The following is a 24787-nucleotide window of genomic DNA, read 5'->3' on the forward strand; positions in this document are numbered from 1 at the left end:
CTGCAATTTATACCTTAGCCAACATAAACGCGTCGCTCTGACAGAGCGGCGCGTTTATTTCACCGTAGCCAGACGTAACTGCTGTAAATTCCCCTCCAGTACCAAATCCGTACGTAGCGTAGCTACCTGACGGCTCACAAAGGCCATCTTACGCTGTGATTCCAGTTTGCGTCGCCATTTTTCCGGTACGGTATCCAACTGCTGGTAAAGCTGCTCCAGCGTTCCGGCTTGAGTCAGCAACTGGCTTGCGCTTTTCGGGCCAATACCGGTCACTCCGGGGATTTTGCTGTTGCTGATGCCTGCCAGTCCCCAAAAATCGGGCAATTGCTGTGGCGATACGCCAAACTCCTGCGCGATGAAGGGCACATCCAGCCAGCGCTTTTGAAAATAATCGCGAATCTGAATCGTTGGTGCCAGCAACTGGCAGTAGCCTTTGTCGGTCGAGACAATGGTGGCTTGATGACCGGCATGGGCGATTTTTGTGGCGAGCGTCGCCGCCAGATCGTCCGCTTCATTACCGGGCGTATGCCAGCAGGGGATGCCCATCGCCTCTATGGCTTGGCGGATTTGCGGCAATTCAAGCGCCAGGTTTTCTGGCATGGGCGGGCGGCCCGCTTTGTAGTCGGGCAGCAACTGGTGTCGCCAACTGTCGGCGCGCTGTTCGTCATCAAACACCGCTACGGCGTGTGTCGGCTGGCTATGCTGTAGCAGTTGAGAAACCGCATGCTGGCAGGTTGTTACGCAGGGTGAACCCTGCACCGCATGGATACGACGAATCAGATTTAACGCATCGATGATCAGCAAATGTACAGGCATCAGGCAGTCCCGGCGTGAAGCGTAGTGAAGGTGGCGGGAAACTCCGGTTCTCCCGCCAAGATGACATCAGGTGCATATCTCATAGCAAGGGATGTAGGCGCTGCCAGGCAGCTTCATCCTTTGCTGAGCGACGAATCCTTGCAGCAGTTTATCCATGCTTTGCATCAGTTGTGCATCGCCGTGGATCTTGTACAGACCATGCTCCTCGATCGCCTGAATCCCAATTTCTTTAACGTTGCCCGCCACGATGCCGGAAAACGCTTTGCGTAGCGCAGACGCCAGTGCTTCAGGCGCTTGATTGGGATGCAGATTGAGGTTTGCCATGTTCTCGTGTGTGGGTTCAAACGGCACTTGCAGGTCGGGTGCGATACGTAATGACCAGTTGAAGCTGTATGCATCACCGGTATGGCGACGATGTTCTTTCACCTGCGGCATCGCTTTTTTCATCTGCCGCGCCACTTCTGCCGCATCATTGATGATGATGGAGTAGTAACGGCGCGCCTGACGGCCCAGGGTCGTGATGATAAATTCATCGAGCACATGGAAATAGTCGGCGCTCTCCTCCGGCCCGGTCAGGATAATGGGCAGCACCTGCTCGCTGTTTTCCGGGTTCATCATGATACTCAGCAGATAGAGAAACTCTTCTGCCGTACCGACGCCGCCGGGGAAAATAATGATACCGTGCCCAATGCGCACAAAGGCTTCCAGGCGTTTTTCGATATCGGGCATGATGATAAGTTCGTTCACCAGCGGGTTTGGCGGCTCGGCGGCGATGATGGAAGGCTCTGTCATCCCAATAAAGCGGCCATCTTTATAGCGCTGCTGCGCGTGGTGGCCAACCGCAGCACCTTTCATCGGTGCTTCCATCGCGCCGGGGCCGCAGCCGGTGCAGATGTTCAGTTCACGCAATCCCAGTTGGCTGCCCACTTTTCGGCCATAAAGATATTCGGTTTCATTGATGGAGTGGCCGCCCCAGCACACCACCATGTTGGGCTCTTCACCAACATGCAGGGCACGCGCATTGCGTAGGATGGAAAACACCAGGTTGGTAATGTGGGCGCTGTTTTCCAGATTCAGGTTCTGGTAGCGACCTGCCGAGGTAATTTGTCCGTTAACAAACAGAATGTCGCGCAGCACGGCGAACAGGTTGGCCTGTAACGAACGGATAATATCTCCATCGACAAAGGCTTCTTCCGGTGGGTTGACCAATTCCAGTTTCACACCGCGCTCACGGCGCAACACGTTGATGTCAAAATCTTCGTAGCGGGATAACAGCTCTTTGCTGTTATCGGTTTGTCTGCCGGAATTCAATACGGCAAGCGAACAGTTGCGGAATAAACGGTAAAGATCGCTGCTGGCCGTGTTTTTCAACATGTCCACTTCCAACTGCGATAACAAATCCATAGACCCTAACGGGCTGATATGTGTAATCAATTTTACTCCTTGAGAACGCAGTGTATGACAACAAAATTTCCAGGCTACCCCTTGTCGCCGCTGCGGAGGCAAGATGCATAACACTGATTTTAGGTGTTACTCCACCTTAACCTGATGGCATCACTTTTTCCAATAATGGCGTTGCAGGATGGCGATATTGTATCGCATCCCGCACTATTGCCGGGGTAACCGACCTGTATTTGCAATAAAGTCGGTGTTGCTGCGCCAGGGGTTGATGTCCAGTCCACCGCGGCGGGTGTAGCGTGCATAAACGGTCAGGGTTTCTGGCTGGCAGAGGAGCATCAGGTCGTTGAAAATGCGCTCTACACACTGCTCATGGAACTCATTGTGGTGGCGAAAGGAGACGATGTAGCGCAGCAGGGCTTCTCTGTCGATGCGTTTGCCCCGATAGTGAATTTGTACTGACCCCCAATCTGGCTGATGAGTGATCAAGCAGTTGGATTCCAGCACGTGACTCACCAACGTTTCGTTAACAACGGGGCTCTGCTTATGGCAAGCTGTGGCGAGATAGTCAGCATTGAAAGAATAATCTGCGATGTGGATATCCTGCCCGTCAATGCACTCCCCTTGGAATTGGCCCAGCGTCTGTCCATTAAAGGCGTCCAGCGAGAACAGCGCCACGGTAACGTTGCCCTGTGCACAGGTATAGCCAGATCGCGTGTTAACATCTCTTGTACGCGTTGCCAGTTTTCAAATACCGTCTGATTGAAACTGTTCAGATAAAGTTTGAAACTTTTGGATTCGATAAGGTTAGGGCTATCGGCCTGTAAATGCATTTCGCCTACAGCAACCTGTGGCACCCCGTTAGGGGCAAGCCAGGAGAGCTCGTATAATGTCCAGATATCCTCACCGTGAAATGGCAAGCGTGCTGCATCAATGCCCAGCGGGTCGCGGTTTAAGCTGCGCGGAACGGCTTGTAATAGGCTCGCATCGTAGCGATCGTGGTAAGATATGGGTTTTCCCAACGGTAACGCACTGAGCGCATCCTGTTTGTCATAGGTGGACATAACATGCCTTTGCGAAGTAAAAACGATATTCAGTAGTGTAACCGACTCGCCCAGTGAAGAGAAAAAGTATGGATGATAATGTGCAGCAAGCGCTTCAGGCGTTTACGCAACGCTACATGGCTGCGTGGCAGCAAGCCTATGACCATCTATCTGCCAGTGAAGCGTTGTATGGCATTGCTTCACCCTGTGTGGTGAGAAATGACGGCGAACGCGTGTTTTGGGCGCCACAGCCTGTGGCTGAGGGCGGAGCGCTTGACGGTGTGTCACGTGCGCTGGATATTGCGCTTCATCCTGATGCTGATGCTTTTTTTACCACGCAGTATGCGGGTGATATGGAGGCGCGCTTTGCCGATATTGACTGCCTGCTGTTGCAATCGTGGAGCGAAGATGATTTTGTTCGTATGCAGGAATATCTGATCGGGCATTTGTTGACGCAAAAACGGCTTAAACTACCGCCAACGCTGTTTTTAGCGACGACTGAATCAGAAATGACATTGATTTCGTTATCTAATGTGAGTGGTGAAGTGTGGCTTGAAACCTTTGGCACACGTGAACATCGGGTGCTGACTCCCTCTCTGTCCATGTTCCTGCAACAGCTGCAACCGAGAGTAAAATGATTTTTTCCTGCGCTATCTGGCGGATATGCGTGTAAGAGATATCTTACATTTGTTGTGAGATATCACTGTATTTTTCTTGCTTAGCGAACAGAGTATATTATTTTTCTTTTGATAATTAATGGATTAAATTTTTCTTTGCATTAATCGCCCCAGCGTAAATCTAAGAAAAAATCTGATCAGGGTCTTGCTGTTCGTCGCCATTTAATACATCTTAGTAACCGGTTACAGGATGTATCACTTTATCGCTAAATGTGGTGAAGAGGGATAACGGCTTCAGGATGAAACCAAGGACACCTCCAGGAAGGAGATTGAGAGCCGTTACGGAGTAGCGGCGGGGCAGGAGCCTGAAGGGATATCTTCACGGAAGATGCAGGAAGAACGGTCAGGACGAAAGTTGGACGCTTGCACGGAGAGCCGGTTAGGATAACCATCAAGGAAAAGTTTTCACGGATGAGCAGGGACGCAGTGGTGTAGCGGGAAAGCTATAAAACGAACCGGGGGCACTGAATATCAGTGCCCTCAACTTTTTATGGTATATGGCCCCGTTTTTAGCACATTCCCCAGACCCTGTTTTCTGACTCGTTTCCATTGCCGCCCCGAGCCTGTTGGGCTCCTCTTGCTTCAAATGATATGCTTTGCCGTCCACACAGCCAGGTGAGAGGAAAGCATGACGCACCAAGACCAGATTCGACACGCCTTATGGGAAATTGAACGCACGTTACGAGACAGTGTGTTTTGGCAATCCACCCCGCCTGAAGCCAGTGCGTTTACCAGCACAGAACCTTTCTGTATTGATACCATGAGCGCTGAGCAATGGTTGCAATGGGTATTGTTGCCACGGCTGCATGCAATGCTGGATGGCGGCGTTTCTTTACCCCAGGCGCTCGCGATCACCCCCTATTTTGAAGAAGCGCTGACGGGTGACATCAACGACATTGCGCCGCTGTTAGCGAAACTGCGTGCGTTGGATGCGCTGTTTGTACCTGCCGATGCGCAGGGAGATCTGGATGCTTGAAATTCTGTATCAGGATGAGCATCTGATCGCCATCAATAAACCGGCAGGGTGGCTGGTTCATCGCAGTTGGCTGGATCGCAAAGAAAAAGTGGTGATCATGCAGACGCTACGCGATCAGATTGGCCAGCATGTTTTCACGGTCCATCGTTTGGACCGTCCAACGTCGGGCGTGCTACTGCTGGGGCTTTCCAGCGACGTTGCGCGCCAACTTTCGCAACAGTTCGAGCAGCACCAGATTCAGAAAACCTACCATGCAGTGGCTCGCGGTTACCTTTCAGGCAGCGATACCATTGACTATGCGTTGACCGAAGAGTTGGACAAAGTGGCTGACAAGCGGGCGCAGCGTGATAAAGAACCGCAGACAGCCATTACCCATTACCGTTCACTGGCGCAGGTAGCGCAGCCGGTGGCGATAGGGCGTTATCCTACTGTCCGATACAGTCTTGGTAGAGTTAATGCTGCAGACGGGCGCAAACATCAGTTGCGCCGTCATATGACGCATTTGCGGCACCCGATTTTGGGCGATTCAAAACACGGTGATTTGCGTCAGAGAATCGCGCGATGGTAGCGCATTTTGGCTGTGGTCGACTGATGCTCCATGCCAGTCAGCTGGCACTGTGCCATCCTGTAACGGGGGAGCCCCGGTGTTACGTGCCGGATTGGATATGGCCTGGATGCGCGTGATGGCGCAATTTGGCTGGCAAGGCAGTCTCCCTGATGTTGAAAGGGTTGAGTTTCCGTCTGACTCGGGGCAGGATAACGGCCTTTCTAGTACTGCCTGAATAATGCGCGGTGCCCTTATGCCTTGAAGGCGCAGCGATACATTACACGTGGAGTCATCGTCATGGCGCAAATTGGTATTTTTGTTGGCACGGTTTATGGAAACGCATTGCTGGTTGCAGAAGAAGCGGAGAATCTGCTGAACGAGCGCGGCCATCAGGTCAAAGTGTTCGAAGATGCCGACCTGTCATCCTGGCTGGAGTACCGCGAGCAGTATGTTTTGGTGGTGACGTCAACCACCGGGCAAGGGGATTTGCCGGATTCCATTGCACCTTTATTTGTTGCATTACGTGAAAAGGGTGGCCATCAGCCAGCACTGCGTTATGGCCTAATCGCTTTGGGCGACAGTAGCTATCCCCATTTTTGCGGGGCAGGTCAGCAGTTTGACGCCTTGTTGCAAGAGATGGGTGCCGAGCGGGTCAGAGATGTGTTACAGATCGACGCGACAGAATACCCTGAACCGGAAGTGCTTTCCTGCCCGTGGGTAGAGCAATGGGCTGGTAGAGGCGAGTTGATATTATCGCATGGGCTATACATATGCTACGCATCTGCATATACTTGGGATATGTGCTTGAGAGCATAACGGCTAAGCGGCCAGAGAGGTATCACCGTGCGTATTGTTTCTGTCTTCAAAAATGGCAATAACCGAGCCATCCGATTGCCACGCGATATGGATTTTGAAGGGGTCAACGAACTGGAGATCTTGCGAGAAGGCGATACGCTCATTCTACGCCCGGTCAAACCCAATTGGGGTTCCTTTCTGCAAGAAGCAAAAGCGGATGCAGATTTCCTGACAGAACGTGAAAACGTTGTCTGCGATGAGGGCCGCTTTCAGCTATGAGTAACCTGTACATGCTGGATACCAATATCTGCTCTTTCATCATGCGGGAGCATCCTGAAGGGGTTATTCGTCGTTTGGAACAGGCCGTCTTGCGCCGCCACCGTATTGTGGTGTCGGCGATCACCTATGCTGAAATGCGTTTTGGTACTGTTGGTAAAAAAGCGTCTCCACGTCATTCATCCTTGGTTGAGGCGTTTCGTCTACGTCTTGATGCCGTATTGCCATGGGACAAAGCTGCCGTTGATGCCACCACCGAGATCAAGGCGGTGATGGCGGCGGCAGGGACACCTATCGGGCCGAATGACACCACGATTGCCGGGCATGCCGTGGCGGCAGGCGCAATCCTGGTTACGAATAACGTGCGGGAATTTGAGCGTGTTCCCGCGTTGATCCTGGAAGATTGGGTGCACTGATATCACTGAGTGACATCGCGACAGGACGTTTGAAAAACAAAACCCTACGCCAGAACGTAGGGTTTTTCAGCAGCCATAGAAAGGCGTGGAAAAGCCAAAGTATTAACGCCCTTTGGTCAGCTTCTCCAAATCGGCTTCAATCTCATTGATTTTATTCGCAACAACGCTTTCCAGATGACGCAGGTCGTCAAGGATCTTGCGTTTCAGATCCACTTCCACCTGATCGCGTTGGCAAATCTGGTCGAGCTCATCGATCACATAGCGCAGGTTGGGGCTGATTTCGTTGATCTCTTTAAAGCCTTGTCCACTGCTATCCGCGACGATGGTTTTACGTTGACGCGGATATTTAAATTTTACGCTTTTGGCGAAAAACTCCCCTTTATCCTTACGAAAATAGATTTTTAGGATGTCGTTACTGGCCTCCTGGCGCAGGCTATAGCGATCAATTTCATCGGGATGGGAGATACCCAGGCTTTTTAGATTGTCATACATGGCGCCACCTTTTGGGGAGTTGTAAAGAAAAGGCGGGGAAAACCCGCCTTATCCAGTTTAGTCGATGGTGCGAAGCAGCTCATTGATACCCACTTTACCGCGGGTTTTCGCATCCACTTTTTTCACGATCACAGCGCAGTACAGGCTGTAGCTGCCATCTTTCGACGGCAGGTTGCCGGATACGACGACAGAGCCCGCTGGTACGCGCCCGTAATGCACTTCACCGGTTTCGCGATCGTAGATTTTAGTGCTTTGGCCGATAAACACGCCCATGGAGATAACGGAACCCTCTTCCACGATCACGCCTTCAACCACTTCAGAACGGGCACCGATAAAGCAGTTGTCTTCTATAATGGTCGGGTTCGCCTGCAACGGCTCCAGTACGCCACCGATGCCGACACCGCCGGACAGGTGTACGTTTTTTCCGATCTGTGCGCAGGAGCCTACGGTTGCCCAAGTATCTACCATGGTGCCTTCGTCTACGTAAGCGCCGATGTTGACATAAGACGGCATCAGCACCGTGTTACGGGCGATAAATGCCCCCTGACGCACGCTGGCAGGCGGTACAACGCGGAAACCTTCTCGCTGGAAGCGTGCTTCATCGTAACCGGCGAATTTCATCGGCACTTTATCGTAGTAGCGAGTTTCCGTGCCTTCCATCAACTGGTTGTCATTGATACGGAAAGAGAGCAGCACCGCTTTTTTCAACCATTGGTGCGTCACCCACTCGCCATTGATTTTTTCCGCCACGCGCGGTGCGCCGCTGTCCAATAAGCCAATCACCTGATTAACGGCTTCACGGGTTACGCTGTCCACGGAGGTCGGCGTAATGTCGGCACGGCGTTCAAAAGCGGTTTCGATAACGTTTTGTAATTGATGCATCCTGTTTCTCTTTCTGTGCTGTCAGTCAATAATTAATTCAGGGTTACTTTATCGTTTGGGTCGAGGGCTTCTGTCAACCGTTGTTGCAAGATAAGGCGTAATTCCGGAGATAATGCGCGTCTGTTTTTGTCTGCAAGGATAAAAAGGTCTTCTACCCGCTCGCCAATTGTGGAAATTCGCGCGCCATGCAACGACACGTTGAGATCGGCGAACACTTACCTAAACGCGCCAGCAGGCCCCGGTTGGTCGAGCGCACTCAGTTCCATGTAGCTGCGTCTGTCCGTATGCGTCGGCAGGAAAGTGATTTCCGTCGGGACGCTGAAATGGCGCAATTTGGATGAAGCACAGCGCGGGCGAGGATGTTGGTAATCTCGCTGCGTGAGCGCCTGAACCAGCGCCTGGCGAATAAACTCGTGGCGATCTGGCGCGACGGGGCTGCCGTCGGGTTCCAATACGATAAAGGTGTCCATTGCCATGCCATCGCGGCTGGTGAAAATCTGCGCATCATGCACGCCCAGATTGCGGCGGGCGAGCTCTCCCGCCACGGCGGCGAACAGGTAAGGCCGGTCTGGGCTCCGGATGAAAATTTCTGTTCCGCCGCGGCTGGCCTGATGGCTGATAAGCACCAATGGCTGATGCAAATCGTGCTCAACCAGATGGCGGGCATGCCAGGCAAGCTGATTCGGAGAGTGACGCAAAAAGTAATCAGCACGGCAGCGGCTCCAGATAGGGTGCAGCGCTTCTTCATCGATATTGTCCATGCGCAGCAACGCCAAGGCCTGAAGGCGATGATGGCGCACGCGGTCGCGCAGATCCGGCGCGTTTTGCATGCCGCGGCGCAATTGTTTCTCCGTGGCGAAATAGAGTTCACGCAGCAGGCTCTGTTTCCAACTGTTCCACAAGGTTCCGTTAGTGGCACAGATATTGGCAACAGTGAGACTGACCAGATAGTGCAGGCGGGTTTCGCTTTTCACTTCGGCGGCAAACTGCTGGATCACTGCGGGATCCTGGATATCGCGGCGTTGTGCCGTCACCGACATCAACAGGTGGCAGCGCACCAGCCAGGAAACCAGTTGCGCTTCGCGCGAATTGAGCTGGTGCAGAGCGGCAAACTCAAGCACATCTTGCGCCCCCAACTCCGAATGGTCGCCGTCGCGCCCTTTGGCGATGTCATGAAACAGGGCGGCAAGCAGCAGGAGTTCCGGCTGTGGCAGGCGTGGATACAGCTCCACGCACAGCGGATGCTGCGCCCGTGTCTCTTCTTCATCAAAGCTTTCCAGTTTAAGCAGCACGCGCAGAGTGTGCTCATCCACGGTATAGGCGTGAAACAGGTCGAACCGCATTTGCCCGACGATGTTGCTCCAAAGCGGCGTGTAGGCTTCCAAAACGCTGTGGCGATGCATGGGGAGCAGCGCGCGATTCAAGGCGTGTGGATGGCGTAGGATGGCCATAAAAAGGTGTCGCGCTTCAGGAATGGTACACAGCGGTTGGGCCAGATGGAGGCGCGCATGACGCAAGTGGCGCAGCGTGGTGGAGTAGATGCCCATAATCTCTTCGTTGCGCACCATGGTGCCAAACATGCGCAGAATGGCTTCCGGTTTGTGCATGAACAGCGTTTCATCACGCGGGTCGATCAGGCTGCCGCGCAGTTGAAATTCGTCATCGATAGCACGTGGTTTCTCACTGGCATCCAGCGCCAGAATCGCCTCATCAAACAGTTGCAGCAGCATATGGTTGAGTTCGCTGACGCGGCGTGTCATGCGATAGAAATCTTTCATCATGTGCTCAACCGGCGCGTTACCTTCGCCACCATAATTCAGCAACTGCGCCACGTTGAGTTGCCGGTCAAACAGCAAGCGGTTGTCATAGCGCGGCAGGATCAGGTGCAAGGCAAAACGAATACGCTACAGGAAGCTCTGACACTCGTTCAGTTCAGTGCGTTCCGCTGCAGTGAGAAAACCAAAGCCCACCATTTCGTTAAGCGAGGTTGCGCCAAAATGACGCCGGGCAACCGAGATATCAGCTTTGCCTTCTTGCAGGCACTCATCCAGTGTGCGCACGCTGTGGCCGACTTCCAGCTTGAGATCCCACAACAAAGTGATAAACGCGCCTACTTGCTGCGATGTGCTGGCGCTGAGCGGCTGCCCGCTCAGCGCCAGCACATCGATGTCTGATAGCGGGTGCAATTCGCCGCGCCCATATCCGCCAATAGCCACCAGTGCCGTTTGTGCGGCAGATTCAAAGCCGTAAAACTGCCACAGGCGTTGCAGCAGATGGTCGATAAAAAAGGTTCTGGCGGTAATCAGCGTTTCGGCAGCAACCCCCGCGCGGAACTTGGTGCTTAACCACGTCTGGAAACGCTCCATAGATTGTTTGAGCGTTGAGCAATCCAAGTCGTTGTCGCTGTAGGTCAGGGGAGAGGCGGGGGTCTGTATGTCAGCAATGGCCACGTCGGCGGAGTGAGAAGCGTTGTTGTCGTTCATAAAATCACAGCCCTTAAAGCGTTGCCTGGCGAACGCCATAAAAGAGACGCCAGCCCTGTTAACGGTATCTCTGGCCGCCGCCGGAAGATAACCTGCTGGGGCTGGCGCGCCATTATGACAGGTGTGAAATGATGTTGGGGATCGTGTCGTCTTTCCTCAGCGTCATAATTTCGCAACCGTTTTCGGTTACCACAATAGTATGCTCGTATTGCGCCGACAAGCTGCGATCTTTGGTTTTTACCGTCCAGCCGTCTTTCATGGTACGGATGCGATAATCGCCGGCGTTAAGCATTGGCTCAATGGTAAATGCCATGTCCGGTTGCAGCACGACACCGCCGTCATCGGCATCGTAATGCAGCACCTGAGGTTCTTCGTGGAAACCACGACCAATGCCGTGGCCGCAATATTCACGCACCACGGAGAAATCATTGCTTTCTGCAAACGTTTGGATGGCTTTACCCAAAGAGCGCAGGCGGATGCCAGGCTTGACCATTCTCAACGCCAGATAAAGGCTTTCTTGCGTAATGCGGCACAGACGTTCGCCCAAAATGGTGGGCTTGCCCGCGATAAACATCTTGGAGGTGTCACCGTGGAAGCCATCCTTGATGACCGTGACGTCGATGTTGACGATATCACCGTCTTTCAGCAGACGCTCTTCGCTGGGAATACCGTGGCACACCACTTCATTGATGGAGATGCACACGGATTTCGGGAAGCCATGGTAACCGAGGCTGGCGGAAATGGCCTGCTGCTTGTTGGTAATGTGGTCGTGGCAGATGCGATCCAGCTCGCCGGTGCTGACGCCGGGAACCACATAAGGTTCGATGATTTCCAGCACTTCCGCAGCCAGGCGGCCGGCGACGCGCATTTTCTCGATGTCTTCAGGGGTTTTTATTGATATAGCCATGCAAAATTGTCCGCAGGTGTCGAAGCAGTCGACAAATTGAAGGTTACTCACTAACCACTTATGTTATCAGCCCTGACGGGTGGTGCCAAATCCCCCCATTTGCGTTCGACGGCGGTAAATCAGGAGAATATTGGGTAAAGGGTGCAACAAAAGTTGGTGTCTGTGGGGACCTTATGGTATAAAGCGCGCCGGTGATCTGACTGGCTCTGACTAACAGGTTCAGAGGAATTCACTAAACTCATATGTGTAAATAACACACACATGTCGACACGTTCGCCGGGGTGCTCGAAGGTCAATGTCTGTATGACGTGGCTTAAGGGTCGGTGTAATGGGACATGTGGAGGCATAACCCCATACTTAATTTATAGAGGTAATCATGGCAACTGTTTCCATGCGCGACATGCTCAAGGCTGGCGTACACTTCGGTCACCAGACCCGTTACTGGAACCCGAAAATGAAACCTTTCATTTTTGGTGCGCGTAACAAAGTTCACATCATCAACCTTGAGAAAACCGTAACGATGTTCAACGACGCCCTGGCTGAGCTGAGCAAAATTGCTTCTCGCAAAGGCAAGATCCTGTTCGTTGGTACCAAACGCGCTGCAAGCGAAGCGGTAAAAGACGCTGCACAAGGCTGCGACCAGTTCTTCGTGAACCATCGCTGGCTGGGAGGTATGCTGACTAACTGGAAAACCGTTCGTCAGTCCATCAAACGTTTGAAAGATCTGGAAACCCAATCTCAAGACGGTACCTTCGACAAGCTGACCAAGAAAGAAGCTCTGATGCGTACTCGTGAACTGGACAAGCTGGAAAACAGCCTGGGCGGTATCAAAGATATGGGCGGCCTGCCAGATGCTCTGTTCGTGGTTGACGCTGACCATGAACACATCGCCATCAAAGAAGCAAACAACCTGGTTATCCCGGTATTTGCTGTGGTTGATACCAACTCCGATCCGGATGGCGTTGACTTCATTATCCCTGGCAACGATGACGCCATCCGTGCAGTAACCCTGTACCTGAGCGCTGTTGCTACCGCTGTCCGTGAAGGCCGTTCTCAGGATCTGGCTGAACAAGCGGAAGAAGGCTTGGTAGAAGCTGAATAATAAGGCAGGCTCCGTCGAGCCCTTATTAACCAGGTATTGACATATGTTGGTTAGGGGGCCTTTATGGCCCCCTTTTACTTATCTCCCACGAGATAACCGAGGAAAAGATAATGGCTGAAATTACCGCTGCCCTGGTAAAAGAACTGCGCGAGCGTACTGGCGCTGGCATGATGGAATGCAAGAAAGCGCTGGTTGAAGCTAACGGTGATATCGAGCTTGCTATCGATAACATGCGTAAGTCTGGCCAGGCTAAAGCTGCGAAAAAAGCAGGCCGTGTTGCTGCTGAAGGTGTGATTCTGACCAAGATTGCGGCTGACGGCAAATATGGAGTCATCGTTGAACTGAACTGCGAAACTGACTTCGTTGCCAAAGATGCTGGTTTCAAAGCCTTCGGTGAAGAAGTTGCGACCGCTGCGTTGAACGAACGCATTGCTGACGTTGAAGTTCTGAAAGCGAAGTTCGAAGAGCAGCGTACTGCGCTGGTCGCGAAAATTTGTGAAAACATCAATATTCGTCGTATCTCTATTCAGGAAGGCGACACGCTGGGTGCTTACCTGCACGGCGCGCGTATCGGTGTACTGGTTGCTGCCAAAGGCGCTGACGAAGAGCTGATCAAGCACATTGCCATGCACATTGCTGCCAGCAAACCTGAATATGTGAAAGCAGAAGACGTTCCGGCTGATGTGGTTGCGCGTGAGCACCAGATCCAGTTGGATATCGCCATGCAATCTGGCAAACCGCGTGAAATCGCAGAAAAAATGGTCGAAGGCCGTATGCGTAAATTCACCGGTGAAATCTCTCTGACCGGTCAACACTTCGTGATGGATCCCAACAAAACCGTTGGCGATCTGCTGAAAGAGCACAAAGCTGATGTGATCAGCTTCATCCGTTTTGAAGTGGGTGAAGGCATTGAGAAAGCGGAAGTTGACTTCGCTGCTGAAGTCGCCGCGATGAGCAAGCAGTCCTAAGATGTAAAAAAGGAGCCGCCAGTTGGCGGTTCCTTTTTATACCCGTCATACTTCATGTGCAACGGCGTTGGCTGCGTCACTCGGCGCATGTCGCTGAGTAAGCTTACGCATATTGCCCGTCGGTAATTCGCATGATGTAGGGTATTATCCAGCCAAAATTTTCAACACGTTTTACTGCTGCTGCGCATTTATGCGTCGGCTTAATGTCGCACGCGACATGAGGCACTGAGGCGTGACAGTAATCACATTCCCATTACGACGATAGCCCGTTAGGACAACAACACCATGGCAACCAACGCAAAACCCGTATATCAACGTATCCTGCTTAAGCTGAGTGGCGAAGCATTACAAGGAGCCGAAGGTTTTGGTATTGATGCGAGCATTCTGGATCGCATGGCTCAGGAAATTAAAGAACTTGTTGAGCTGGGCATTCAGGTCGGCGTCGTTATCGGTGGTGGCAACCTGTTCCGCGGTGCCGGTCTGGCACAGGCCGGTATGAATCGCGTGGTGGGCGATCACATGGGGATGTTGGCCACCGTCATGAATGGCCTGGCGATGCGTGATGCGCTGCACCGTGCCTATGTCAACGCGCGTTTGATGTCGGCTATTCCGCTCAACGGTGTGTGCGATAATTACAGTTGGGCCGAAGCGATCAGCCTGCTGCGTAATAATCGCGTGGTGATTTTCTCTGCCGGTACCGGTAACCCGTTCTTTACTACCGATTCTGCTGCGTGTCTGCGCGGCATTGAGATTAAAGCTGATGTGGTGCTGAAAGCCACCAAAGTGGATGGTGTTTTTTCTGCCGATCCGGTTAAAGATCCCAACGCGACGCTCCATGAAACGTTAACCTATCACGACGTTCTCGAACGTGAACTGAAAGTGATGGATTTGGCTGCCTTTACCCTGGCTCGCGATCACAATTTGCCGATCCGCGTATTCAACATGAATAAACCCGGCGCATTGCGCCGCGTGGTCATGGGTGAAAAAGAAGGTACCTTGATCACTAAGTAATAACGGGTGTACTGAAAAATAAGGTACTATCCTGATCTTGGTGGTACCGCCTGATCTTAGTGGTACAGATAGATAACGCGCTGCGTCGGCACGCCGGCGCAGGCATTAATGATTTACCGGGTTTGCTGTATGCATCCCTGTTTGCTTTTTCCATGCGCCTATTTGCCATGGGAAAACGCAGGGAAATAACCTGTCTGGCAACCAGTATTCAAGGGCTCGCAACGTGATTAATGACATCAGAAAAGATGCTGATACACGCATGGAAAAATGTGTAAAAGCGTTCAAGAACCAAATTAGCAGAGTACGTACTGGCCGCACTTCACCGAGCCTGCTGGATGGCATCCAGGTCGAATATTACGGTTCTGCCACGCCGCTGCGCCAGGTGGCAAACATTGTGGTTGAAGACACCCGTACTCTGGCGATCACCGTGTTTGACCGCACTTTGGGGCCGGCCGTTGAAAAAGCGATCATGGCATCCGATCTGGGGTTGAACCCGTCCTCTGCGGGTTCAGTAATCCGCGTTCCACTGCCGCCGTTGACCGAAGAGCGCCGTAAAGACTTGACCAAAGTGGTGCGTGGTGAAGCAGAACAAGGTCGTGTATCCGTGCGTAACGTGCGCCGTGATGCGAATGACAAGCTGAAAGCGCTGTTGAAAGATAAGGCGATCAGCGAGGACGAAGAACGCCGCGCGCAGGACGAAGTACAAAAACTGACTGATGCCTATATCAAGAAAGTTGATGTCGCGTTGGCAGAAAAAGAAAATGAGCTGATGGAGTTTTAATCGGCTTCCAAAATAAAAGCGCCAGCCAGAATAACTCCTGGCGGCGCTTTATTTTTTTAGAGCAATTTCATGAAGCAACTGACGATCCTCGGTTCAACCGGTTCTATTGGCGTTAGTACGCTGGCCGTCGTGAAGGCCAATCCGGATAAATTCGCCGTTACCACTCTGGCGGCTGGGCGTAACGTTGATGTGATGCTGGCGCAATGCCTGCAATTCCAACCTGCCTATGCCTCCATGTCCGATCCTGATGCAGCGACGTTATTACGCGAACGGCTGATGGCCGCAGGCTGCCGCACTGAGGTGCTGGCCGGTGAGCAGGCTGCGTGTGAGCTGGCAGCGCTGGATGGTGTTGATCAGGTGATGGCTGCGATCGTGGGGGCTGCGGGGCTACTGCCAACGCTTGCCGCTATCAAGGCCGGAAAACAGGTGCTGCTGGCAAACAAAGAGTCTCTGGTAACCTGTGGCCGATTGTTTATGAACGCTGTAGCACAATACGGTGCGCAATTGCTGCCGATAGACAGTGAACACAACGCAATTTTTCAGAGTTTACCTGAGCAAATTCAACGCCAATTGGGTTACGCTTCTTTGACGGAGCATGGGGTGGAACGTATTGTCCTGACCGGTTCGGGCGGCCCATTTCGTGAAACACCGCTTGCAGCATTGGCGGCGATGACGCCTTATCAGGCATGTGCCCATCCAAACTGGTCCATGGGCCGGAAGATATCTGTGGATTCTGCCACCATGATGAACAAAGGGCTGGAATATATAGAGGCTCGCTGGTTGTTTAACGCGTCAGCGGCACAGATGGAAGTGATTATCCATCCACAGTCTGTTATTCACTCCATGGTGCGCTATCGCGATGGTAGCGTCTTGGCACAACTTGGCACACCGGATATGCGCACGCCGATTGCTCATGCGATGGCCTATCCGCAGCGGGTTGTTTCGGATGTAGCACCGCTGGATTTTATGCGTCTTGGCCCACTCACTTTCAGAGAGCCGGACATGACGCGTTATCCCTGTTTGCAGTTAGCGATAGATGCCTGTAATCAGGGACAGGCGGCAACCACCGCACTGAATGGTGTCAATGAAATAGCCGTTGATGCCTTCTTGCACGGTGAGATCCGCTTTACCGATATTGCGTCATTGAACCAGTGCGTGATGGCACAGCTTTCCTGCGCTGAGCCAGAGTCAGTCGAAGATGTCCTGGCCATTGACCGTTGGGCGCGTGAGAAAGGCATGCAGGCGTTAACCTATTACCACTGACAAAGTGCATTTCCCGATCCCTATGGCGACGGCACAATTTGTTCATGGGGGATCAAGGTGATATAGTCTGCGCCATTCGCGTCGAGAGTCAGTGCGAAGATACTGGCGAAGGACGTAGAGCTGTGCTCGTTCACGGCTTTTTTGTGCTAACGGGTCTGATGTTAGGGATGGATTGTTTTCTTACTTGAGGAAATTAAGTTCGCGTTATGCCGTCGGATAATCAACAAACACCCATTACGCCACCCGAAATCGGGCCCAGGCATGTCGCAATCATCATGGATGGCAATGGCCGTTGGGCGAAAAACCGTGGCAAGCTGCGTGTTTTCGGCCATCAAGCTGGCGTGAAGGCGGTACGGCGTGCGGTGAGTTTTGCTGTAAGCCATCGGCTGGATGCCCTGACCCTGTACGCCTTTAGCAGCGAAAACTGGAACCGACCGGCGCAAGAAGTGAAAGCGCTGATGGAGCTATTTGTTCGTGCTTTGGATAGTGAAGTCAAAAGTTTGCATAAACATGGTGTTCGCTTGCGTATCATTGGGGATATCAGCCGTTTTAGCCCGCGTTTACAAGAACGTATCCGCCGCTCTGAAGAACTGACAAAAAATAATCCAGGGCTAATACTGAATATTGCCGCGAATTATGGCGGGCGTTGGGATATTATTCAGGGCGTCAGACAATTAGCTGAGCAGGTGCAGGAAGGCACGCTCCGCCCGGACACTATTGACGAAGACACATTGTCCCATACCCTTTGCTTGAGCGATCAGACGCCGGTTGATTTGGTCATCAGGACGGGGGGAGAACACCGCATCAGTAATTTTTTGTTGTGGCGGATTGCCTACGCTGAGCTTTACTTTACCGATGTCCTTTGGCCTGATTTCGATGAACACAATTTTGAAGGTGCGATGAATGCATTTGCTCAACGCGAACGGCGCTTCGGGGGAACCGCACCTTCCGATGCTGAAGCATCATAGGGGGAAGGTGTGCTGAAGTATCGACTGATTACTGCCTTGATTTTGATTCCGCTGGTGATTGCTGCATTATTTATGCTGCCGCCGGGGGGCTTTGCCCTTGTGACGCTCGGCGTTTGCATGCTGGCCGCATGGGAGTGGGGGCAATTCGCCGGGCTCGGCTCCTCTGCCCAGCGTTTGTCGCTTGCCTTTATTTGTGGTGCGCTGCAGGCCTTGATGGCGCTGTCGTTGTCTAACTATCACTATTCTGTTCATCTGTTGCCTATCCGTGTTTCTCTGTGGGTCTCTCTGGTGTGGTGGTGTGCCGCGCTATTGTTAGTGCTCTCTTATCCCTGTTCGGCCGGTTTTTGGCGCGGTTCTAAAGCGCTGCGCCTGCTGTTCGGTGTGCTGACGATTGTGCCTTTCTTCTGGGGCATGGTTGCGTTGCGGCAGCACCATTACGATAGCGATCCCTTCTTTGGTGCCTGGTGGTTGCTCTATGTTATGTTGCTGGTCTGGGGGGCAGACAGTGGCGCGTACATGTTCGGTAAACTATTTGGCAAGCACAAACTGGCACCCAAAGTGTCTCCCGGTAAAACTTGGGAGGGCTTTATCGGTGGCTTGGCCACTTCTGCGGTTATCTCCCTTGTGTTTAGCGTCTATGCACCTTTGGACGTTGCGCCTTCTACGCTGCTCATCTGCTCTGTGATTGCCGCATTGGCGTCGGTGTTGGGCGATTTGACGGAAAGCATGTTCAAACGGGAAGCGGGGATCAAAGACAGCAGCCACCTGATTCCGGGTCATGGCGGCGTGCTTGACCGCATCGATAGCCTGACTGCCGCTATCCCGGTGTTTGCCTGCCTGATGTTTTTAGTGTTTAAAACGGTTTAGGATGACCTGACTGATGATGAATGTCCTTTGGAGTTTGGCTGCATTTGTTGTTGCACTGGGCGTGTTGATCACGGTGCATGAATTTGGCCACTTCTGGGTTGCTCGTCGCTGTGGTGTCTGGGTTGAGCGTTTTTCTGTCGGATTCGGCAAAGCGTTATGGCGCTGGCGCGATCGGCAGGGTACTGAGTTCGTCATTGCCGTCATTCCGCTCGGCGGCTATGTCAAAATGCTTGATGAACGTGTAGATACCGTTTCGCCTGAACAGCACCATCTCTCTTTCAACCGTAAAACCGTTTGGCAACGTGCTGCCATCGTCAGTGCAGGGCCGATTGCCAATTTTCTGTTTGCGATTGTTGCCTACTGGCTGGTGTTCATTATTGGCGTACCGGGTGTGCGGCCCGTCGTTGGCGAAATCGTGCCCAACTCCATCGCCGCCATGGCGCAAATGTCGCCGGGCATGGAACTAAAAGCCGTCGACGGTATCGAAACGCCTGACTGGGACACAGCGCGTTTAACGCTGATCGACAAGATTGGCGATAGCGAGGTAACGATTAATGTTGCACCGCTTGGTTCTTCGGTTGTGATACGTAAAACGCTGGATTTGCGTGACTGGCAGTTTAATCCTGAAAAGCAGGATCCCGCTTCCTCATTGGGGATGGTGCCGCGTATGCCGCAAGTCGATGCGGTGTTGACGCAGGTTCAGGATGGGTCAGCGGCGCAAAAAGCCGGTTTGCAAGTCGGGGATAGGATCGTTAAAGTCGATGGGCAACCGCTGACGCGCTGGTCGCTATTTGCCAGTACGGTGCGTGATAAACCAGATGCAGATATCGCGCTCGACATTGAACGAAATGGGGAGACGCGCTCTCTAATCTTGACGCCGGACAGCAAAAAGGCCGGTGACAGGGTAGAAGGGTTTGCTGGGGTGGTACCTAAACTTATCCCGCTGCCCGAGGAGTACCGGACGGTGCGGCAATACGGGCCGTTCAGTGCGATTTATCAAGCTGCGGATAAAACTTGGCAACTGATGCGATTAACCGTCAGTATGTTGGGAAAACTGATAATAGGCGATGTTAAGCTCAACAACCTGAGTGGGCCAATCTCCATCGCTCAGGGGGCCGGTATGTCGGCGGACTACGGGCTGATTTACTACCTGATGTTTTTGGCATTGATCAGCGTAAATCTGGGCATTATCAATTTGTTCCCGCTACCGGTTTTGGATGGTGGACACCTGCTCTTTCTGCTGGTTGAAAAACTGAAAGGCAGGCCGGTTTCTGAGCGTGTGCAGGACTTTTGTTATCGTATCGGCACGGTGGTGTTGATGCTGTTAATGGGGCTCGCACTTTTTAATGATTTCTCTCGCCTCTAGGCGGGGGAGTAGGTTAGGAAAAACGCATAACAACGATGGCGATGAAAAAGTTGCTCATAGCGTCGCTGCTGTTCATCAGCGCCACCGTATACGGTGCAGACGGATTCGTAGTGAAGGATATTCATTTCGAGGGCTTGCAGCGTGTTGCTGTCGGTGCGGCACTACTCAGCATGCCTGTCCGTGTTGGCGATACCGTTAGTGATGACGATATCGGGAATACCATCCGTGCTCTGTTCGCGACCGGAAATTTCGAGGATGTCCGGGTACTGCGTGACGGTGAAACCTTGATTGTGCAGGTGAAAGAACGGCCTACTATCGCCAGCATCACCTTCTCCGGCAATAAAGCCGTCAAGGATGAGATGCTGAAAGAGAACCTGGAAGCCTCCAGCGTGCGTGTGGGTGAAGCGCTGGACCGCACCACGCTCTCTTCTATTATCGAAAAAGGGCTGGAAGATTTCTACTACAGCGTCGGTAAATACAGCGCTTCCGTGAAAGCGGTGGTGACACCGTTGCCGCGCAACCGTGTTGACCTCAAACTGGTGTTCACCGAAGGGGTTTCTGCGCAAATCCAGCAAATCAATATTGTCGGCAACAAAGCCTTCAGCTCTGATGAATTGATCGCTCAATTCCAACTGCGCGATGACGTGCCGTGGTGGAACGTGGTTGGCGATCGTAAATATCAGAAGCAAAAACTCTCTGGTGACCTGGAGACGCTGCGTAGTTTCTACCTCGATCGCGGCTATACGCGCTTCAATATCGATTCAACCCAGGTGAGCCTGACGCCCGACAAAAAGGGTATCTACATTACCATCAACATCACTGAAGGCGATCAGTACAAGCTTTCTGGTGTGACGGTGCGCGGTAATCTGGCGGGTCACTCTGCCGAGATTGAAGGGTTGACCAAGGTTAACCCAGGCGAGCTCTACAATGGCGCCAAAGTGACACGTATGGAAGAGGATATCAAAAAGCTGCTGGGCCGTTATGGCTATGCTTATCCACGCGTGGTGACACAGCCTGAAATCAGCGACGGAGATAAGACCGTCAAGCTCAATATCAACGTTGATGCGGGCAACCGCTTCTCGGTGCGCCGTGTGCGTTTCGAGGGTAATGATACCTCCAAAGATTCCGTGCTGCGCCGCGAAATGCGTCAGATGGAAGAGGCGTGGTTGGGCAACGATCTGGTTGAGCAGGGTAAAGAGCGTTTAAACCGTCTCGGCTATTTTGAAAGCGTTGACGTAGAAACGCAGCGCGTACCGGGCACCGCCGATCAGGTGGATGTCACCTACAAGGTGAAAGAGCGTAATACTGGTACGTTGAACTTCGGTGTCGGCTTCGGTACGGAAAGCGGCGTCAGCTTCCAGGCGGGGGTTCAACAAGATAACTGGCTGGGCACCGGTAACTCGGTGGGGATTAGCGGCACCAAAAACAGCTACCGGACCTATGTCGAGCTGTCGATGACCAACCCCTACTTTACCGTAGACGGTGTCAGCCTCGGCGGTCGTATCTTCTATAACGACTTTAAAGCCTATGATGCTGAGCTTTCTGATTATACCAACCGCAGCTATGGCATAGGCACGACGTTAGGTTTCCCTATCAACGAGAACAACTCGTTGCGTCTGGGTCTGGACTACGTGCACAACGATGTGTCAGATATGTCACCACAGGTGGCGATGTGGCGTTATCTGCACTCGGTTGGGGTAAATCCTGAAGTGGTGGGCTCCAATAACCACTCCAGCGCTGATTTTAGCGCTAATGATTTCTTCCTCAACGCGGGCTGGGTCTACAATAGTCTGGACCGTGGTTTCTTCCCGACTAAAGGGAGCCGTGCCAGCTTTAACGCCAAGGTGACGGTGCCGGGATCCGACAACGAATACTACAAGCTGACCTTTGATTCAGCGACCTACTATCCGGTGAGCGAAAACCACCACTGGGTGTTGATGGGCCGTGCGCGTGCGGGGTATGCGGATGGTCTGGGTGGTAAAGATGTGCCGTTCTACGATAACTTCTATGCCGGTGGTTCCAGCACGGTACGTGGCTTCCAGTCGAATACCATTGGTCCAAAAGCGGCTTACTACCGGTGTGCCACACCGCTGCCAGGCAGTTACTCTGCTTGTCCGGTAGATAACTCGGATGATGCCGTAGGCGGTAACGCCATGGCGGTGGCCAGTGCGGAACTGATCCTGCCAACGCCGTTTGCCAGCGATAAATACGCCAGCTCGCTGCGCACCTCGCTGTTTGTGGATGCCGGTACGGTATGGGATACCAACTGGAAGAACACGGACAAAACCTTGGCAGTGGGTGTGCCGGACTACAGCGAACCGGGCAATATCCGTGTGTCAACCGGTCTTGCCGTACAGTGGATGTCGCCGCTTGGGCCATTGGTGTTCTCCTATGCCCAGCCGGTCAAGAAAATCAACGGAGACAAGTCGGAACAGTTTCAGTTTAACATTGGTAAAACCTGGTAATGTAACGGCAAATAAGCTGTCTCTCTGTGAAGTATAGGGCTCTGGTAACGCGCGCCATGCGCTGACCCAGAGCTTTATGCAAGTTAATGTGTGATAAAAAAGATCAGGTTGAGGACTAATAACGTGAAAAAGTGGTTGTGTGCTGCAGGCCTCGGTTTAGCTCTGGCTGCGTCCGCTAGCGTTCAAGCGGCCGATAAAATTGCCGTTGTTAACGTTGCCAGCAGTTGCCGCAGCGTGAAACCGTTGCCAAGCAGTTGGAAAACGAGTTTAAAGGCCGTGCTTCCGAATTGCAGAAAATGGAAGGCGATCTGCAAACCAAAATGCAAAAATTGCAGCGTGATGGATCTTACCATGAAAGCCAGCGATCTCAGCAAAGCAGAAAACGATCTGATGGCGCAGCGTGAGCAGTTCTCCAACAAGGCACAGGCGTTTGAGCAAGATAACCGCCGTCGTCAGATGGAAGAACGTAACAAGATCCTGAGTCGTATTCAGGATGCCATCAAAAGCGTTGCCAGCAAAGAGGGTTACGATATCGTGATTGATGCTAACGCCGTTGCTTATGTCGGTAACGCGAAAGACATTACGGCTGATGTGCTGAAACAGGTTAAATAACTCATGGTTTCAATTCGACTGGACGCCTTGGCAGCACAGTTGGATGCGCAATTGCACGGTGATGGCGATATCGTCATCACCGGTGTTGCTTCTATGCATTCGGCGCGCGCTGGACAAATCACCTTTCTTTCGGACAGCCGCTATCGTAAGCAACTGGCCACGACGAAGGCATCTGCCGTGGTGGTGACAGAGGCCGATTTGCCATACTGCCAGGCGGCGCTGGTAGTAAAAAATCCGTATCTGACCTATGCGCGTATGGCGCAATTGATGGATACCACACCGCAACCCGCGCACGATATCGCACCCAGTGCGATGATTGCCGATGACGCTGTCCTGGGGCGCAACGTCGCCATTGGCGCGAATGCGGTTATCGAATCTGGCGCAGAGTTGGGCGATGGCGTGGTGATTGGTGCCGGTTGTTTTGTGGGTAAACACGCAAAGATTGGCGTAGGTTCCCGCCTGTGGGCCAATGTGACGGTGTACCACCGGGTCGAACTGGGCGCGCAATGCCTGATTCAATCGGGTGCCGTGATTGGTTCCGATGGCTTTGGCTATGCCAACGAGCGCGGCAATTGGGTCAAGATCCCGCAGTTGGGGACGGTACGCATTGGCGATCGCGTCGAGATTGGTGCTAACACCACGATTGACCGCGGTGCGCTGGACGACACCATTATTGGTGACGGCGTTATCATTGATAACCAATGCCAGATTGCACACAATGTTGTGATTGGCGACAATACAGCAGTCGCGGGTGGCGTCATCATGGCAGGCAGTCTGAAGATTGGGCGTTACTGCATGATTGGCGGTGCCAGTGTGATTAATGGTCATATGGAAATTTGCGATAAGGTAACGGTTACCGGAATGGGGATGGTCATGAGACCTATCACCGAACCAGGCGTATACTCATCGGGAATTCCGTTACAGCCAAATAAAACGTGGCGTAAAACTGCAGCGCTGGTGATGAGTATTGATGATATGAGTAAACGGCTGAAAGCCGTTGAGCGTAAAGTCAACCAGGATTGATCTCTCAGCGTCAGCCTTGCCACAGCAGTATGCAGGCGGCTTGATGGATACCGGTTTATACGTGTTGGTTGTCGTGGATTGCCTGTTTACGCAGGCGTAAAAATCCTTATTTGCGGCCTGCCAGATGATCCTCCTTTTGGGATCTCGCAGGCCGTGTTGTTGATGGCATCAGTTTTACGGACAGGAAGAGTATTTTGACTACTAACACTCATACTCTGCATATTGAAGAGATTTTAGAACTATTACCGCACCGCTTCCCTTTCTTGCTGGTGGACCGCGTATTGGACTTCGAGGAAGGGAAATTCCTGCGTGCGGTGAAAAACGTCTCTTTCAACGAACCCTTCTTTCAGGGGCACTTCCCCGGGAAGCCGATTTTCCCCGGCGTGCTGATTCTGGAAGCCATGGCTCAGGCTACCGGCATTCTGGCGTTTAAAAGCGTGGGTAAACTGGAACCGGGTGAACTTTACTACTTCGCGGCTGTGGACGAAGCGCGTTTCAAACGTCCGGTACAGCCAGGGGATCAGATGATTCTTGAAGTTGAATTTATTAAAGAGCGCCGTGGTGTTGCGCGTTTCAAAGGCGTCGCCAAAGTTGATGGCGAAGTGGCTTGTGAAGCGTCAATGATGTGTGCTCGCCGTCGGGAGGCCTGATAA

20 protein-coding genes and 5 pseudogenes are annotated in these 24787 nt (G+C 52.6%); 18 read left to right on the top strand and 7 right to left on the bottom strand.

Annotation, left to right across the window (positions count from 1 at the left end; genetic code table 11):
* Positions 1 to 54: 54 nt before the first annotated feature.
* From xni to queF, 3 genes and pseudogenes are all read right to left on the bottom strand, one after another.
* Positions 55 to 816 carry a flap endonuclease Xni gene (gene xni / locus ACMZI0_RS17510; protein ID WP_415673906.1) on the bottom strand — a complete coding sequence of 254 codons (762 nt, stop codon included), beginning with the start codon at positions 814 to 816 and terminating at the stop codon, positions 55 to 57.
* Positions 817 to 882: 66 nt separating this feature from the next.
* The gene (gene ppnN / locus ACMZI0_RS17515; protein WP_415673907.1) at positions 883 to 2250 is read right to left on the bottom strand and encodes a nucleotide 5'-monophosphate nucleosidase PpnN; all 1368 of its coding nucleotides are present in this window, start codon (positions 2248 to 2250) and stop codon (positions 883 to 885) included.
* Positions 2251 to 2424: 174 nt separating this feature from the next.
* Positions 2425 to 3278: pseudogene (gene queF / locus ACMZI0_RS17520) on the bottom strand (NADPH-dependent 7-cyano-7-deazaguanine reductase QueF).
* Positions 3279 to 3346: 68 nt separating this feature from the next.
* Between queF and syd the strand changes: the two are divergent.
* The 6 genes and pseudogenes from syd to ACMZI0_RS17550 all read left to right on the top strand — a co-directional run bounded on the left by syd (position 3347) and on the right by ACMZI0_RS17550 (position 6944).
* Complete coding sequence (syd, locus tag ACMZI0_RS17525) at positions 3347 to 3895, top strand: SecY-interacting protein (protein WP_415673908.1); 549 nt, start codon at positions 3347 to 3349, stop codon at positions 3893 to 3895.
* A 667-nt stretch (positions 3896 to 4562) separates the two neighbouring features.
* A complete protein-coding gene (locus ACMZI0_RS17530) occupies positions 4563 to 4910 on the top strand; it encodes a YqcC family protein (protein ID WP_415673909.1) in 348 nt (115 codons plus the stop codon).
* Positions 4903 to 5692 (top strand): annotated as a pseudogene (truC, locus tag ACMZI0_RS17535) (tRNA pseudouridine(65) synthase TruC). The gene ACMZI0_RS17530 and the pseudogene truC overlap by 8 nt, the downstream one beginning before the upstream one ends.
* 62 nt (positions 5693 to 5754) lie before the next feature.
* Positions 5755 to 6189: pseudogene (locus ACMZI0_RS17540) on the top strand (flavodoxin); the annotation flags it as partial.
* A gap of 111 nt (positions 6190 to 6300) precedes the next feature.
* On the top strand, positions 6301 to 6531 hold the full coding sequence (gene vapB, locus ACMZI0_RS17545; protein ID WP_415673910.1) for a type II toxin-antitoxin system VapB family antitoxin: 231 nt from the start codon (positions 6301 to 6303) through the stop codon (positions 6529 to 6531).
* Positions 6528 to 6944, top strand: a complete 417-nt coding sequence (locus tag ACMZI0_RS17550; RefSeq protein WP_415673911.1) for a type II toxin-antitoxin system VapC family toxin — start codon at positions 6528 to 6530, stop codon at positions 6942 to 6944. The genes vapB and ACMZI0_RS17550 overlap by 4 nt, the downstream gene beginning before the upstream one ends.
* Before the next feature lie 102 nt (positions 6945 to 7046).
* On the opposite strand, the gene ACMZI0_RS17555 is transcribed toward ACMZI0_RS17550, so the two are convergent.
* The 4 genes and pseudogenes from ACMZI0_RS17555 to map all read right to left on the bottom strand — a co-directional run bounded on the left by ACMZI0_RS17555 (position 7047) and on the right by map (position 11708).
* The gene (locus tag ACMZI0_RS17555) at positions 7047 to 7436 is read right to left on the bottom strand and encodes a DUF3461 family protein (protein ID WP_415673912.1); all 390 of its coding nucleotides are present in this window, start codon (positions 7434 to 7436) and stop codon (positions 7047 to 7049) included.
* A 57-nt stretch (positions 7437 to 7493) separates the two neighbouring features.
* Positions 7494 to 8318, bottom strand: a complete 825-nt coding sequence (gene dapD, locus ACMZI0_RS17560) for a 2,3,4,5-tetrahydropyridine-2,6-dicarboxylate N-succinyltransferase (protein WP_415673913.1) — start codon at positions 8316 to 8318, stop codon at positions 7494 to 7496.
* A gap of 32 nt (positions 8319 to 8350) precedes the next feature.
* Positions 8351 to 10801: pseudogene (glnD, locus tag ACMZI0_RS17565) on the bottom strand ([protein-PII] uridylyltransferase).
* A gap of 112 nt (positions 10802 to 10913) precedes the next feature.
* A complete protein-coding gene (gene map, locus ACMZI0_RS17570; protein WP_415673914.1) occupies positions 10914 to 11708 on the bottom strand; it encodes a type I methionyl aminopeptidase in 795 nt (264 codons plus the stop codon).
* 376 nt (positions 11709 to 12084) lie between these two features.
* Here map and rpsB point away from each other — a divergent pair, with 376 nt between their 5' ends.
* The 12 genes and pseudogenes from rpsB to fabZ all read left to right on the top strand — a co-directional run bounded on the left by rpsB (position 12085) and on the right by fabZ (position 24784).
* A complete protein-coding gene (rpsB, locus tag ACMZI0_RS17575) occupies positions 12085 to 12810 on the top strand; it encodes a 30S ribosomal protein S2 (RefSeq protein ID WP_415673915.1) in 726 nt (241 codons plus the stop codon).
* Positions 12811 to 12920: 110 nt separating this feature from the next.
* On the top strand, positions 12921 to 13778 hold the full coding sequence (gene tsf, locus ACMZI0_RS17580; RefSeq protein ID WP_415673916.1) for a translation elongation factor Ts: 858 nt from the start codon (positions 12921 to 12923) through the stop codon (positions 13776 to 13778).
* Positions 13779 to 14063: 285 nt separating this feature from the next.
* The gene (pyrH, locus tag ACMZI0_RS17585) at positions 14064 to 14789 is read left to right on the top strand and encodes a UMP kinase (protein ID WP_415673917.1); all 726 of its coding nucleotides are present in this window, start codon (positions 14064 to 14066) and stop codon (positions 14787 to 14789) included.
* Between the two features lie 223 nt (positions 14790 to 15012).
* Positions 15013 to 15570: a ribosome recycling factor gene (gene frr, locus ACMZI0_RS17590; protein ID WP_415673918.1), complete on the top strand. Its 558-nt coding sequence runs from the start codon at positions 15013 to 15015 to the stop codon at positions 15568 to 15570.
* 69 nt (positions 15571 to 15639) lie between these two features.
* Positions 15640 to 16833, top strand: a complete 1194-nt coding sequence (gene ispC / locus ACMZI0_RS17595) for a 1-deoxy-D-xylulose-5-phosphate reductoisomerase (RefSeq protein ID WP_415673919.1) — start codon at positions 15640 to 15642, stop codon at positions 16831 to 16833.
* 206 nt (positions 16834 to 17039) lie between these two features.
* A complete protein-coding gene (gene ispU, locus ACMZI0_RS17600) occupies positions 17040 to 17801 on the top strand; it encodes a (2E,6E)-farnesyl-diphosphate-specific ditrans,polycis-undecaprenyl-diphosphate synthase (RefSeq protein ID WP_415673920.1) in 762 nt (253 codons plus the stop codon).
* 9 nt (positions 17802 to 17810) lie between these two features.
* A complete protein-coding gene (gene cdsA, locus ACMZI0_RS17605; RefSeq protein ID WP_415673921.1) occupies positions 17811 to 18668 on the top strand; it encodes a phosphatidate cytidylyltransferase in 858 nt (285 codons plus the stop codon).
* A 13-nt stretch (positions 18669 to 18681) separates the two neighbouring features.
* Positions 18682 to 20034, top strand: a complete 1353-nt coding sequence (gene rseP / locus ACMZI0_RS17610; RefSeq protein ID WP_415673922.1) for a sigma E protease regulator RseP — start codon at positions 18682 to 18684, stop codon at positions 20032 to 20034.
* 35 nt (positions 20035 to 20069) lie between these two features.
* Entirely contained in the window at positions 20070 to 22499 is a 2430-nt protein-coding gene (gene bamA / locus ACMZI0_RS17615) for an outer membrane protein assembly factor BamA (RefSeq protein WP_415673923.1), read from the top strand.
* Positions 22500 to 22622: 123 nt separating this feature from the next.
* Positions 22623 to 23111 (top strand): annotated as a pseudogene (gene skp / locus ACMZI0_RS17620) (molecular chaperone Skp).
* Between the two features lie 3 nt (positions 23112 to 23114).
* Positions 23115 to 24134, top strand: a complete 1020-nt coding sequence (gene lpxD / locus ACMZI0_RS17625) for a UDP-3-O-(3-hydroxymyristoyl)glucosamine N-acyltransferase (protein WP_415673924.1) — start codon at positions 23115 to 23117, stop codon at positions 24132 to 24134.
* 194 nt (positions 24135 to 24328) lie between these two features.
* Entirely contained in the window at positions 24329 to 24784 is a 456-nt protein-coding gene (fabZ, locus tag ACMZI0_RS17630; protein ID WP_195315614.1) for a 3-hydroxyacyl-ACP dehydratase FabZ, read from the top strand.
* The last annotated feature ends 3 nt before the right edge of the window (positions 24785 to 24787 follow it).

Origin of the sequence: Symbiopectobacterium sp., assembly GCF_047692315.1 — a bacterium.
Taxonomy (GTDB): domain Bacteria; phylum Pseudomonadota; class Gammaproteobacteria; order Enterobacterales; family Enterobacteriaceae; genus Symbiopectobacterium.

Bases quoted from the DNA above. Each gene is read 5' to 3' on its own strand.
- xni (WP_415673906.1), bottom strand. From the start codon at position 816: ATGCCTGTACATTTGCTGATCATCGATGCGTTAAATCTGATTCGTCGT.
- syd (WP_415673908.1), top strand. From the start codon at position 3,347: ATGGATGATAATGTGCAGCAAGCGCTTCAGGCGTTTACGCAACGCTAC.
- ACMZI0_RS17530 (WP_415673909.1), top strand. From the start codon at position 4,563: ATGACGCACCAAGACCAGATTCGACACGCCTTATGGGAAATTGAACGC.
- ACMZI0_RS17550 (WP_415673911.1), top strand. From the start codon at position 6,528: ATGAGTAACCTGTACATGCTGGATACCAATATCTGCTCTTTCATCATG.
- ACMZI0_RS17555 (WP_415673912.1), bottom strand. From the start codon at position 7,436: ATGTATGACAATCTAAAAAGCCTGGGTATCTCCCATCCCGATGAAATT.
- dapD (WP_415673913.1), bottom strand. From the start codon at position 8,318: ATGCATCAATTACAAAACGTTATCGAAACCGCTTTTGAACGCCGTGCC.
- map (WP_415673914.1), bottom strand. From the start codon at position 11,708: ATGGCTATATCAATAAAAACCCCTGAAGACATCGAGAAAATGCGCGTC.
- rpsB (WP_415673915.1), top strand. From the start codon at position 12,085: ATGGCAACTGTTTCCATGCGCGACATGCTCAAGGCTGGCGTACACTTC.
- tsf (WP_415673916.1), top strand. From the start codon at position 12,921: ATGGCTGAAATTACCGCTGCCCTGGTAAAAGAACTGCGCGAGCGTACT.
- pyrH (WP_415673917.1), top strand. From the start codon at position 14,064: ATGGCAACCAACGCAAAACCCGTATATCAACGTATCCTGCTTAAGCTG.
- ispC (WP_415673919.1), top strand. From the start codon at position 15,640: ATGAAGCAACTGACGATCCTCGGTTCAACCGGTTCTATTGGCGTTAGT.
- ispU (WP_415673920.1), top strand. From the start codon at position 17,040: ATGCCGTCGGATAATCAACAAACACCCATTACGCCACCCGAAATCGGG.
- rseP (WP_415673922.1), top strand. From the start codon at position 18,682: ATGATGAATGTCCTTTGGAGTTTGGCTGCATTTGTTGTTGCACTGGGC.
- bamA (WP_415673923.1), top strand. From the start codon at position 20,070: ATGGCGATGAAAAAGTTGCTCATAGCGTCGCTGCTGTTCATCAGCGCC.
- lpxD (WP_415673924.1), top strand. From the start codon at position 23,115: ATGGTTTCAATTCGACTGGACGCCTTGGCAGCACAGTTGGATGCGCAA.